The sequence below is a fragment of the Dawidia cretensis genome, assembly GCF_018598175.1.
Classification (GTDB): Bacteria; Bacteroidota; Bacteroidia; order Cytophagales; family Cyclobacteriaceae; genus Ohtaekwangia; species Ohtaekwangia cretensis.
This window is the reverse complement of record NZ_JAHESE010000010.1, coordinates 31,203-45,279: the sequence shown is the minus strand read 5'-3', so window position 1 is coordinate 45,279 and position 14,077 is coordinate 31,203. Positions and strand designations below refer to the sequence as shown.

Here is a 14,077-nt window from a genome sequence, read left to right as displayed (position 1 = left end):
TGCCACTACAAACACTTTTGCCAACGACTTGCTGATAACCGCCGGGCATTGCCTGTAGCGGAAGCTGTCAGTGCCTGGTTTTGTCATGTCGTGCTGCGTCATGCTTAACCCAACAATCCATGTATAAATTTTACATTCAAATTTCCCTGGTGTGCTTGTGCTGCTACGCCGCCGCGCATCCCGCGGTCGCCCAGATAACTGTCACGCCATCCGTCGCAGTCTCAAAAGGCAAGCAGGTTGTGTTTGTCAACGGAGGCCAGTTCGGGAGCCTCAGCGGCAGCATCCAGGTCTACGATCCCACGACCCATACCACCAGCAAGCTCGCCGATCTTGATGCCGCCAACTCGGTACAAGATATAGAAGCGTTGGGGCGCTACGTATACATCTCCGCCGACTACTACATCCTCAAATACGACATGGCTACCGGCGCCGAAGTAACACGGCGTTACACCCAGGACACAGCGGAGACCGAAGCAGACGGTCAGGGCAAAGAGGCATATGGTGTAAACCACTCAATGACGTTGTATAAAAACTGGCTGATCGTCACCCGTCAGAATAGCGCGGCGGCACCCGAAGACGGCTATAACGTTCGCATCTATAACAAACAAGATCTCTCGCTGGTAAAGAAAATACCGGTAAAAACACAGGCTGCCGATGTGGTTATTGTAGGAGACTCTGCGTTTGTAGCATTAAATGGTGGTTTCCAGGGTACGTCAGGGCAGTTGGCGATTATCGACCTGGTAAACCTGGAGAACAAGGAAGAGTATGATTTCGGCAACGCAGGCACGGGAATCATGCAGATGTTTGCGCAAGGCGATGTCCTGTATATACTGGCCCAAAACAGGCTGTTGAAATATTCCATAAAAGAACACAAACATGACGCATACGACTTGCCGATCGGACATTCCGACGCCAGCTCATCGCCATTTGCGGTGGGTATTATCGACGGTATGTTGTATTCAAAATTGATGGATGAATCGTGGAACAAGGGCTTCGGCCGAGTCAACCTGGAAAGTGCTACCATTGACAAACTGGACGTCATTGGCATGAGCATCGATCCTGAGATCGTGGACAATAGCTACGCACTGATGGCATCTGCCTACGACCGCGAAGAAGAACGTTTCTACTTCACCTTTGGACAATGGTGGGGTTGGGGCATCGGCCTCATCTATGACAAAGAAGGTAATAAAGTCGGCAGCTTCGAGGGCGTGCAAGACTCGCCCGAGCGTATGGCCATCAGCTATGGGGTGACCAACAGCGCACCCTACAATGCTGTATTGTTAAAAACGGTTGACGCGCCCCGGGAACTTGCCACGAGCATTACGTTATCGGAGTACTTCGGTGACGACGACAACGAGTCGTTGCGCTATACCATGACGACACCCGACAACTCGGCTACTTCCTGGATCACGCTCAAAGACGGTGTGTTGACCGCCTCGCCGGCGGCCGATGCCAGGCTGGATACGGTATTGATTACAGTCACCGCCAACGATCAGTACTACGACGATCCTGCCGTACAAAACATTGCAGTGATCGTACGCGAGAAAGTCATTACGGGTCTGCCGCAAGAACCGATTGTACAAACTGTTTACCCGAACCCGGTAAAAGATGTATTGAACGTAAAAGTGACAGCCCTGCCGGCGGCCTTGTACATCACCGATACCCGGGGCAACCGTGTAGCAGAACATGTCATGACCGAAAGGTCGGGCGAAACGGTAGATCTGCGCGCGTTACCCACCGGCCTGTATGTGCTCACCCTGCGCCAGGGTGCGCACGTTGTACGAACGAAGATTGTAAAAGAATAGACGGCTATGGTGCACCGCATAAAAAGGTGTATGAAAAAAGGGACACTGTACCTGGCACTCCTGATGACAGCGGTCGTATCAGGCGTGCAGGCGCAGAGCCCCTATATCAGCCGGGTGTTGGAGTATCGTCCGGCACCTGGTCAGTTTATAAATGACGGCGCCTGGGGAACACCTCACAAAACGAAGTCGCTTCTTGGTAGCCTCCGGGGCGGGATAAGCCTGGGGGGCTATGGTGGTTACATCGTAGTAGGCTTCGACCATCGTATTGAAAATGATCCCAACAACCCCTACGGCATAGATTTTACCGTATTCGGAAACCCCCTGGCCACGGGTACATTTGTTACCTGGTCAGAAGCCGGCATCGTACGCGTGATGCGCGACGACAACGGCAACGGAAAACCCGATGATACCTGGTACGAGCTGGCGGGCAGTGACCATGTCTTTCCATCAGCACAGCACGGTTATACCATCACCTATACCAACCCCCAACAACCCGTTGCGGCCCATGTTCCCTGGACAGATAACGACGGCCAAACAGGTGCCGTGCTGACCAACAAATATCACGCGCAACCCTATTATCCTAAACGCGACTCCTTTCCCGACATCACCCAACAAAGCATGAGCTTTACCGGCACGCGCATTCGCGCCGCGGTTGATCGGTCCGATCCGTCCTATATTCAATCGTATCGCCGCGGCTTTGGATACGCCGACAATGCGCTGTCGGGCGCTGGGCCCGTGACAGTTCCGGATAATCCCTATACACCCGTCGTAGAAGGCGGGGGAGGGGACGCCTTTGACATCGACTGGGCGATCGATGCCGCCGGAAACTCTGTACATCTTGAGAGCATCGACTTCATTATGATCTATACCGGCATCAACGCTGATGCCGGCTGGCTCGGCGAAGTATCGACAGAAATACGCGGCGTTGTCGACGTCGCGCCGAATGCGGCTATTACAGGCATACTCGATCAGGTAGTAGGCACAGACCTGCCTTCTAAGATGGAAGTAGACGATGTAACTCCACTGGAAGCCTATGCCTTCTATAAAGGTATTCTACAAGACGACGTCGTGGATATTACCATTACCCCGGCAGCCCTGGCGGAGATAACGGAGGGAATGCTACAGGCCAAAGCCATCGGGTCCATCGCCGTGCGGGCCACACTACGCCGCAATCCTGCGATCTATGATGAACGTACCGTGAAGATCGTGGCGCCTGACAAAATTGAAATGATCGATGTGCCACGCAATCTCCGTCTGAACAACCGTATTCCATTGTCCGCGCAAGTGCTCGATCAGTATAGAGATGTGTTGGACGGCATACCCCTGACGTGGCGTAGTACGGCAGCCGACGTACTGAATATTGTACAAGACGAAGGGTATTGGTATGCGGAAGCCCATACTCTCGGCACGAGCTGGCTGGTGGTCGAGACCGGAAGTAAGCGCCCCCTCAAAGACAGCATCCTGGTAACTGTATTACCCGAAGCATCCACACGGGAAGTATACCTGACTATAAAAGACGCGCAAGGCAACATTGTCCCGCGCCGGCGTATCGCCGTTGGAAACTTTAACCTGACCCCGTACGTAGACCGACCCGGGCAAGATTATGACATCGGCAAAGTAACGGATATTACCGCCGCCCACGCCATCGCCACCCTGTTTGCCAACGAAGCTTTTGTCAGTGACCTTCGCTTCCGCGATGACGGCCCGGGCGACGGAAAGCTATACCTGTGGCGCGTGCCAAAAGTCGAATCCTCATCCACGACGTATGGCTACGGCTTTGGCGGCACCACCGCCGAAACAATGTCACGGGCGTGGCTTGTCAAGATAAACCAATACACATACTGTAACAATCTGCACATGCTGCGCCTGCGTGACGGCGACGAGATCGTGGTGTATCATGTTGACAATATCGCGCAGCCCTGGGAAATGACACAGATGGCCATCGATAAAGACACGATCACGATTCAGGAGTCTGCAACCATACGCGTCGCCTGGTCGCAGCATAGCATCGATGCACAACGCCAGGTTGCCACGCTTGCTTCGAATGCCGTGCAGGGGGAAAGGGTAGTGGTAAATGGACAGCCGGCAGTACAAAATGGCGCCGCCGTTAGTACCGATGAGCTTGGCCGTGCAACACTGGCTTTCCTGAATACCGGTCGTCAGCGCATCGGTGTGGGGAATGCATCGCTCGATCTCTGGGTGCGCAGCGATGTGCCCGTGGGAATTCCGGAACAGCATACGGAAACCGTACATGTCTGGCCTAACCCAGCAATTGATCGGATTACCATCGCAGGACTACCACCGGGTCCACCTGTACCCTGGAGCATACGCGACCTGAGTGGTCGCGTGCTACAGCAAGGAATCTTTGAAGGAGAAGATATACCGGTGGAAAACCTCCCAGCAGGTATATATGTTCTGGCACTTACGCAAGGCAACAACGTGCATCATTATAAAGTCGCAAAGCAATGAAAAGGCTGACGGGAGCACTGTTGTTGTGGCTATACGCCCTGGCTTCTTTGGCGCAGATTGCCGACTCGGTCGTTTTACAAGAGGTGACGATCCTGGACCGACGGCTGTTCGACAAAGAGAATGCCGGCTCTAAAGAGACACATGTTGACTCCGTGATTTTGTCCGAGCATCAGAACCATACGCTCTCGGAAGTACTGGCGCAAACCACCCCCATATTTATCAAATCCTACGGACGCGGTTCGATGGCAACCGCCTCGTTCCGCGGCACCGCGCCGTCGCACACCCAGGTGCTGTGGAATGGCATGAGCATTAACTCACCCATGCTGGGCATGGTCGACTTCTCGCTCATACCCGTGTACTTCATGGATGACCTCACACTCAAGCACGGCGTTGCCTCGACGGAAGACATCAGCGGCGCCCTGGGCGGCAGCATCTCGATGAACAACAAGCCTGACTGGAGCAATACCCTCAGCGGCAACGTGGTGACCGGCGGCGGTAGCTTCTCCACCATGGAAGACTTTGCACAGATCAACGTCGGTACCTCCAGCTTCCAGTCCAAAACGAGAGCGTACTATACCTATTCAAAAAACGATTTTCCTTTCTTGAATAATGGCGTAGGTGACATTGACCCTGTCACCGGCGCGGTACAATACACGCGCCAGCGCAACGAGCACGCGTCTTACCGCATGTACAGCGTCATGCAGGAGCTCTACGGCAAGGTGACCGATCGCGATATCCTCTCACTCAACGGCTGGACGCATATTTCCAATCGCAGCTTGCCGCGTCTCAATACATTCGAAGGCGCTGATAATGCCAATATCAACGAGCTGAAGGATCGTTCGTATCGGTTCATCGCCTCGTGGGATCACCTCTATGCCCGCGGATCTATTACCGCCGGGGCCGGGGGCAACATCCAGCACCTCGATTATTACCTGCGCAACTATGTAAACGGCCAGGGCATGATCCCTGCCGTATACTCGGTCAGCCAGGCCGTCAGCCTGATCAACCATGTTCAGTGGATGCACGACCTCTCTGCCAAATCTTCGTTCCGCGTGCGTGTAAACTTCAATCATCACGACGTTATGTCGGCGGACTCGGTGAAGAAAACAGGTTACGACAAAGCCCGGGACGAGATCTTATTTTACGCCGGCTATTACCAACAATTGGGTGATCGCGTGAACGTGCGGTTGTCCGTACGGCAAGATCATGTCGACGACCGCTTCATTCCCATCATTCCCTCCGCCGGCATTGACATCAAGCTGCTGCGGGAGCATCGAGTATACTTAAAGGCTGGCATCACGCGTAATTACCACGTGCCGACGCTCAACGACTTGTATTGGCAACCGGGTGGCAATCCGTCGCTGCGGCCGGAGCAAGGCCTGCAGGAAGAAGTAACGCTTGCGTGGGCACAGGGTGTTAGAAGGCTTGTCGTTGAAACACAACTCACGGGCTATCACGCCGACATCACAGACTGGATCTTGTGGGTGCCGACCTTTCGACAGAATTGGGAGCCTCACAATGTAAAGCGTGTTATCTCCAAAGGACTGGAAGTAGTGATAAAAGTAAAAGGCAAGATCGGCCCCGTAGACGTAACGATCAACAGCAACTATGCCCTGACGCGCTCGCTAAACTACGGTGATAAAAGAATCTGGGGCGATGAGTCATACGGCAAACAATTGGTATACATTCCCGTGCACTCGGGCAATCTGTTTGCCAGCGCCACCTGGAAACACTATACGCTCACCTATCAATACAACTCCTACAGCACACGCTTCACCACCACCAGCAACGATCTTTCCGAACGCGACTACCTGTACCCCTATTTTATGAGCAATGTCTATCTTTCCAGAAAGATAGAGCGGAAACGGTTTTCGCTGGAGCCGCAGGTGAAAGTATACAATCTTTTAAACGAGCGATACCGCTCGGTGTTGGGACGGCCCATGCCGCGGCGTCACTACATGGTGTTACTTATATTCCGCTTCAAATGAACCGCCTCATCCACCCGATCTATACAATGCTCATTCTGCTCGTGTTGCCGGCAGGCTGTATGAACGATGACCTGTGGGTAAAACGACATAGACCCGAGCCCGCGGGTGAAGGACGGGGATTGTTCATTACAAACGAAGGCAACTTCATGTACGGTAACGCATCGTTGTCCTATTATAATATAGACACACACGAAATCCAGGAGGACGTGTTCTTTCCCGCCAGTGGCCTGCCCCTGGGAGATGTTGCGCAGTCGATGGTGATCCGCGATAGTCTCGGCTACATCGTGGTAAACAACAGTGGCAAGATCTACATCATCAACGTCAATACTTTTGCGCCGGTAGGCAAGATCACCGACCTCACCTCGCCGCGCTACATCCATTTCATTAACGACGAAAAGGCGTATGTCACGGATCTGTATGCCAAGGCCATTGCCATCATCAACCCCCGCACGTTTTCTGTCACCGGCCACATTGAAGTAAACAACCACGACCGCATGTTCTATCAGCACCCCACCGAGCAAATGGTAGCCTGCGGCCAATACGTATTCACCAACTGTTGGTCGTACGACAACCAGATCCTGGTGATCGATACACATACCGATGCTGTCGTAGACTCTATCGAAGTGTTGTTACAACCCACCAGCCTCATTCTCGACAAGAACAACAAGATCTGGACCGTGACCGATGGTGGCTATCCCGGCAGTCCCTATGGCTATGAAGCCCCGGGCCTGATCCGCATGGATGCTGCTACGCGCACGGTGGAGCAAGTGTTCCGCTTCGCCCTGGGGGACTCGCCCTCCGAGCTTTGTTTAAACGGCACGCGCGATACACTTTATTTTATCAACCGCCACATCTGGAAGATGCCTGTAGACGGCACGCATTTTCCGAAGGAGCCTTTCATAACCAGTACATATGAGTCTGGGTTTAGCGGCGGTTTTTATGGATTAACGGTAGACCCGATCACATCGGAAGTGTATGTGGCCGATGCCATCGACTATGTGCAGGCGGGCATTATATACCGCTATACACCCCAAGCCGTACCGGTGGATACTTTCAAGGTGGGCATCATTCCCGGCGCCTTTTGCTTCAAGCCGTAGAAAATGTAACCATTCGCGCTACGGTGCAATATATTATAGGGTTGGCACATGTATTCGCCATCTTTATTTAATAACTTTCCTCGCCTTACCTACCGAGTGTTGCCCAGGAGGCCGCTACCATAGTCCCGCCGATCCTTACCGTATTCACCAGACTTCACACGATTGCGGCAAAATATTGTCCCTACGCCGTAGGATTTGTGAACCTAAAAGCGATTCCTTTGCGTTAACAAATTTGTTAAACAATATCGATAAGGTCGTGAGTGTCCGCGAACAACAACAAACCGAGGTCCTGATAAAAGAGAAAGCACGCGTGCTTTTCTTTCAAAAAGGATTCCTCAATGCGACCACCCAGGAGATCGCAGATGAAGCCGGTGTAAACCGCGCACTGATACACTATTACTTCCGGTCGCGCGAGCAACTGCTCGACACCTTATTGGAAGAAGTGGTGACCGAGAAGCGCGAGCGGGTGCGGGCAATCTTTTCCAGCGACAGGCCGTTCCGGCATAAGATTGCGCTGTATATAGAGAAGGTGATCGACGTCGGCATGGCCTATCCATACCTGGAAAATTTCATCATCTCTGAAACGGCCCGGGATCCGGAGAAGACCAAGATCTTCTGCAGCAAGGACAAGCAGCGCTCCGCGGTCCTGATCCGCCAGCAGCTACAAGAGGAGATCGACGCCGGTCGCATGCAGCCCATCCCGACCGAGCACTTTATGGTTAACCTGGTATCGATGTGCAACTACCCGTTATTAGCAAAAAACGTGTTGCAAAGTGTCCACGGCATGAGCGATACAACGTATCGTAAATTCCTCCAGGAACGGAAACGCATGATTTACTGCACCATATTCAACGAAGAAATGCCCGAGGGCATTTCTTGACGAAGCGCACACACTCGCCTACTTATATACTTACTTCTGAAGAACTATTTAATTTTTATGCTACTATCCAAAAGAGAAAAAAGACCACTAACCCTGATACTGTTATTGGTACTGCTCGCACCCGGTATGCTCTTCGCCCAGGAGCAACCACAACAGCAAGCAGTCTCCGACAGTCTTTTGCAGGAAGCTACCCTGGAGAAGATTGTGCAGTATGCCCTGGATCATCAACCGATGGTGAAACAGGCTCAAGCCGACCAGGAAATTGTAGAGGCCACCATCGACGGCAAACTGGCCGACTGGTTTCCGCAGATCAACTTTGTCTATAATTATCAGCACAACGTAGACCTGCCGGTAAGCGTCATCGACGGCCGCGCGATCCAGTTAGGAGTAGACAACACCTCATCGTTGCAGTTCACTGCGACACAAACGTTGTTTAACCGCGACGTACTGCTGGCCAGCCGCACGGCGAACAAAGTGCGTATCCAGGCCGAGCAGCAGCTAGGCGCCACCAAGATCGACGTAGTGGTTAATGTATCGAAAGCGTTTTACGACGTACTGGCTACCACGCAACAGATCAAGATCGGACAGGAAGACATCATTCGTCTGGAGCGCAGCCTCAAAGATGCGCAAGCGCAATACAGCGCTGGTGTGGTCGATAAGACCGATTACAAACGCGCGCAGATTCAGTTGACAAACGGCAAGGCTACACTCAAAGCCAACCAGGAAGCGCTGAAATACAAGCTCGACTACCTGCGTGCCATGATGGGTTATCCGCCGAATGGTACCTTGAATATTCAATACGACACGCTGGCCATGGAAGGCGAGATTGCCATGGATACCGTACAGGCGTTGAGCTACAGCCAACATATAGACTACAAACTGTTGTTCACCCAGCGCGAGCTGCAGAAGGCCAACCTGAAATACGCCTGGTGGGCATTCCTTCCGACGCTGAACGCGTTCGGTGCATATATCGCAAACTACCAGAATAACGAGTTCAACGAATTGTATGCCCAACGCTTTCCGAACTCCTACTTCGGTGCTACGCTGACGCTCCCGATCTTCCAGGGGGGTAAACGCAACGCCCGCATCCGCGAGCAACGCTGGACACTCAAGAAGCTCGACTGGAACATGGTGAACCTGGAAAACAACCTGACTACCGAATACTCACGTGCGCTGGCCTCTTATAAGAGCAGCCTGTCCACGTACCTGGCGCTGAAAGAAAACGTTGTGCTGGCCGAAGAAGTATACAGCGTCATCCAACTGCAATACCGCAGCGGTATTCGTCCGTACCTGGACGTGACGATTGCGGAAACCGATCTGCGTAGCGTACGCATCAACTACTTCAACGCGCTGTACCAGGTGCTTGCCGCCAAAATCGACGTACAACGTGCGCTGGGACAAATCAATTACTAATTAAAATTCTCAAACATCTATATGTCAGTGAACACAATACAGAACTATTCAGTACTCGGCCTGCTGCTGCTGGCAGTGGCATGCGGTAAAAAAGATCAACCGGGTGCGATGCAAGGTCCGCCGCCGGCGGGTGTCGTGCTGCACGAGGTGAAAGCTTCCGATGCTGTTTATTATGAGGAATACCCGGCCACCGTACGCGCCCTGAACGAAGTGGAGCTACGGGCACAGGTAAGCGGATATATCACCGCCATTCATTTCACCGAAGGTGAGATCGTAAAGAAAGGACAAAAGCTGTACTCCATCGATCCGCAACAATACCAGGCTACCTACCAACAAGCGCAAGCCAACCTGGCCGTGCAAGAAGCAAACCTGCTCAAAGCCGAAGGTGACGTAGCACGTTACCGCGAACTGGCAAAGAGCGACGCGATTGCCAAACAACAGGTGGACTATGCAGAGGCAGCGTACGCCGCAGCCTTGAAACAGGTAGATGCTGCGAAAGCAGGCGTACGAGGAGTGCAAACCAATGTGCGCTACTCCACCATCACCGCGCCGTTTGAAGGTACCATCGGTATTTCGCAAGTGCGCTTAGGTGCCGCGGTATCGGCTGGTCAAACCCTGTTGAACACCATTTCATCAGACAACCCGATTGCGGCCGACATTACCGTAGACCAAAAGGAAATCCTGCGCTTTACACAACTGCAGGCGAAAGGTCAAAGCCCCAAGGACTCTACCTTCCGTCTGGCCTTCGGTGGTGAAGTATATAACAAACCCGGTAAGATCAGCGTGATTGACCGCGCGGTAGACCAAAACACCGGTTCCATCCGCATGCGTCTCACCTTCCCGAACGCCGACAACGTACTGCGCGCGGGCATGAGTGGCACACTGCAAGTATTGTCAACGTCAAACACGGCAGCGGTACTGGTTCCTTACAAAGCCGTTACCGAGCAGCTGGGTGAGTTCTTCATATATGTAACAGTACCTGACAACAAAGTAACGCAGCGCAAAGTAGTGCTGGGTCAGCAGATCGGAAACAACGTCATCGTGAAGAGTGGCTTGCAAGCCGGCGAAACGATCGTGGTAGAAGGTGTGCAGAACCTGCGCGAAGGCGCCTCCTATGCAGTAGTACAGCCTGGCGCAGCGCCTGGTGCTCCTGCGGCTGGTGCCCCGGCAGCGGGCGCGGCGAAGCCTGAGGCCAAGGCAGAAAAGAAATAACCGAGACGGATTGAATTACCATACGGAAAAGCAATGATAGCAGACGTATTTATAAAAAGGCCGGTCACTTCCATCGTCGTATCGGTGGTGATTGTACTGGTGGGATTGATCGCCATGACGACTCTTCCCATTTCGCAATACCCCGACATTACACCGCCCACGGTGTCGGTAACGGGTATCTATACCGGCGCCGACGCGCAAACGGTGGAACAGACCACGACCACGGCCATGGAGACTCAGATCAACGGTACACCCGGCATGGCCTACATGTCCTCCAACAGTACCGGCAGTGGTCAAAGCAGTATCACGGTAACATTCGACATCGGTACCGACATCAACATCGCCACCCTCGACGTGCAAAACCGCGTGAGCGTGGCCGAACCGACCCTGCCCGAAGTAGTGCGTCGTCTCGGTGTAACCGTGCGGAAACGTAACCCCAGTATCTTCATGGCGTTGGCGCTGTACTCGCCCGAAGGCACACACGACGCTGTGTTCCTCGGGAACTTCTCCAACATCTACATGAAAGACGCCCTGTCACGTGTGAAAGGTGTCGGTGATATCTTCAGCCGCGGTGACGACTTCAGTATGCGCATCTGGCTGAACCCGGAAAAACTCGCCGCCCTGAACATGACACCGGCCGAAGTAACGGCGGCCCTGGCGGAACAAAACCTGCAGGTAGCTGCCGGTTCAGTTGGCGGTAACCCGCAACGCAGTGTACAGGCGTTTGAATACAACGTACTGACCAATAGCCGGATCAACAAAAAAGAAGACTTCGAGAACATCGTCGTGCGCAGCAACCCGGCCACGGGCAACATGGTATACCTGAGAGATGTAGCCCGCGTCGAGTTGAAACGATTTGACTATGGCAACAATTCGTATGTAAACGGCAAGCCCTGCGCGTTCCTGCTGATATACCTCGCGCCCGGTGCCAACGCCCTGGAAACAGCCGAAGGCGTAAATCATGCGCTGGCGGAAATGAAGAAAAATTTCCCGAAAGATGTGGACTACCTCGTTCCCGTAGAAACAACCTCGGTTGTGGAAGTATCCATCGAAGAAGTATTGCACACCCTCGTGGAAGCCCTGTTACTCGTGATCTTCGTGGTGTTCCTGTTCCTCCAGAACTGGCGCTCGACCCTGATCCCCATCCTGGCCATCCCGGTGTCGTTGATCGGTACATTCATTTTCTTTATACCGTTCGGCTTCACGATCAATACACTGACACTGTTCGCCTTCGTGCTGGCCATCGGTATCGTGGTGGACGACGCGATCGTCGTGGTGGAAGCGGTACAGCATAATATGGACCATGAAGGGCTTACGCCGAAAGAAGCAACGCAGAAAGCGATGCGTGAAATTAGTGGTCCGGTAATCGCCATTGCGCTGATCCTGACGGCCGTATTCGTACCCGTAGGTTTTGTGCCCGGTATCGTCGGTAAACTGTACCAGCAGTTCGCCATTACCATCGCCATCTCCGTACTGATCTCAGCATTTGTTGCTCTTTCGCTGACACCCGCGCTGTGTATGCTCATGCTGAAGCCGGCAGATAAGAATGGCAAGAAAAACTTCCTGGACCGCTTCTTTGATGCCTTCAACCGCTGGTTCGATCGCGTATCACACGCGTATACCGGTGGTGTACACTCCTGGATTAAACGTACCCCGCTGGTCATGATCATGATGGTCTGTGTATTTGTCGGACTGTTCCTGCTCTTTAAAAATAAACCAACGGGCTTTATCCCGACGGAAGATGAAAAGCGTGTGATCGTAACCTATGAACTGCCGGAAGGTGCGTCTACCCAGCGGAGCATCGCCATGATGTTGGACCTGCAGAAACGCCTCAAACAAATCCCCGCCGTAGACGTAGTGGGTGGTCTGGCCGGCTTGAACGTACTGACATTCTCCAACAAGTCTAACTCCGGTACGGTGTTTATTGCCTTGAAGCATTGGAACGATCGTAACCTCAAGACCGAAAGTGTACCCGCTATTATAGCCGAAATCCAGAAACGTACCGCCGACATTAAAGAGGCACGCGTTATCGCGATCTCGCCGCCCGCCATTCCGGGCTTGGGTCAATCGTCTGGTTTTACATTCGAATTGCAACAAACGACCAGCACCGACGACGTGCAGAAATTTGAAGGCGTGATGCGTAAATTCCTCGGTGCTGTTAACCAGCGTCCGGAGATTGCCATGGCCTACTCGTTCTTCACTGCCCGCACGCCTAGCTACCAGGTTGATGTGGACAAAGAGAAAGCCAGGAAGCTCGGTGTATCCGTTGCGGAAGCGTATGGCACATTGGCCACCTTGTTGGGAAGCTCGTACGTAAACGACTTTAATATCTATGGTCGTAACTTCCGCGTAATGGCGCAGGCCGACTCATCCTACCGTGGTAATATCAACGACATCGGTCGCTACCGCGTGCGCAACAGTGCCGGCGGCATGGTGCCGCTCAGCGCGCTGATCACCACACGCGTGATCGAAACCCCTGCCGTGGTATCGCACTACAACCTCTACCGCTCAGCGGAGATCATGGGTGCTGCGAAGCCCGGGTTCAGTAGCGGTCAGGCCATCGCGGCGCTACGCGAGGTAGCAGACCAAACGTTGCCTGCGGGATACAGTTACGACTTCTCCGGCATGAGCCGCGAAGAGATCAAGGCTGGTAGCAGTACCGGTATGATCTTCGCGATCTCCATCGTGTTTGTGTTCCTCTTCCTGGCGGCGCTGTATGAAAGCTGGTCGGTACCCTTCTCGGTACTCTTTGCAGTACCGGTTGGCGCGCTCGGGTCGATCCTCACGCTGACGTTCCTGCCCAGTCTGACCAACAACATCTACGCGCAGATTGGTCTCATTACCCTCATTGGGTTGGCGGCGAAGAATGCCATCCTGATCGTCGAGTTCGCCAAAGAACGTTTTGACCGGGGTATCGATGTGATACCGGCTACACTCGAAGCCGTGCAGCTGCGTCTCCGCCCCATCATCATGACGTCGCTGGCGTTCATCCTGGGTGTATTGCCGCTGGCCTTCTCGGCCGGTGCCGGTGCCGAAGCACGTAAAACCATCGGCTGGACAGTAGCCGGGGGGATGCTTGCCGCCAGCTCGCTGGCAATCTTTGTGGTGCCCGTGCTGTATGTGCTGGTGACCAAGATTGCATACCGCAATAGGAAGGTGGATGAACCACCGGCATATGCCGTAGAGCAGCCGATAACGCCGCACCAATAAACG

8 protein-coding genes are annotated in these 14,077 nt (G+C 53.4%); all 8 read left to right on the top strand.

Translation table 11 applies throughout. The features are described from left to right. The first annotated feature begins 119 nt into the window (after window positions 1-119). The 8 genes from KK062_RS12165 (at window position 120) to KK062_RS12130 (ending at window position 14,074) form a co-directional block, all read left to right on the top strand. On the top strand, window positions 120-1,805 hold the full coding sequence (locus tag KK062_RS12165; RefSeq protein WP_254084572.1) for a T9SS type A sorting domain-containing protein: 1,686 nt from the start codon (window positions 120-122) through the stop codon (window positions 1,803-1,805). A 30-nt stretch (window positions 1,806-1,835) separates the two neighbouring features. Continuing rightward, entirely contained in the window at window positions 1,836-4,274 is a 2,439-nt protein-coding gene (locus tag KK062_RS12160) for a T9SS type A sorting domain-containing protein (RefSeq protein ID WP_254084571.1), read from the top strand. Beyond that, on the top strand, window positions 4,271-6,262 hold the full coding sequence (locus tag KK062_RS12155) for a TonB-dependent receptor plug domain-containing protein (RefSeq protein ID WP_254084570.1): 1,992 nt from the start codon (window positions 4,271-4,273) through the stop codon (window positions 6,260-6,262). Before KK062_RS12160 ends, KK062_RS12155 begins: the two co-directional genes overlap by 4 nt. Further along, on the top strand, window positions 6,259-7,359 hold the full coding sequence (locus tag KK062_RS12150; protein WP_254084569.1) for a YncE family protein: 1,101 nt from the start codon (window positions 6,259-6,261) through the stop codon (window positions 7,357-7,359). Before KK062_RS12155 ends, KK062_RS12150 begins: the two co-directional genes overlap by 4 nt. 256 nt (window positions 7,360-7,615) lie before the next feature. Then, complete coding sequence (locus KK062_RS30920) at window positions 7,616-8,239, top strand: TetR/AcrR family transcriptional regulator (RefSeq protein ID WP_254084568.1); 624 nt, start codon at window positions 7,616-7,618, stop codon at window positions 8,237-8,239. 105 nt (window positions 8,240-8,344) lie between these two features. Then, window positions 8,345-9,652 (top strand): TolC family protein, encoded by a 1,308-nt coding sequence (locus KK062_RS12140; protein WP_254084567.1) that lies wholly within the window; start codon window positions 8,345-8,347, stop codon window positions 9,650-9,652. A 21-nt stretch (window positions 9,653-9,673) separates the two neighbouring features. Then, window positions 9,674-10,864: an efflux RND transporter periplasmic adaptor subunit gene (locus KK062_RS12135; RefSeq protein WP_254084566.1), complete on the top strand. Its 1,191-nt coding sequence runs from the start codon at window positions 9,674-9,676 to the stop codon at window positions 10,862-10,864. A gap of 33 nt (window positions 10,865-10,897) precedes the next feature. Next, window positions 10,898-14,074, top strand: a complete 3,177-nt coding sequence (locus tag KK062_RS12130; RefSeq protein ID WP_254084565.1) for an efflux RND transporter permease subunit — start codon at window positions 10,898-10,900, stop codon at window positions 14,072-14,074. Window positions 14,075-14,077: the final 3 nt, after the last annotated feature.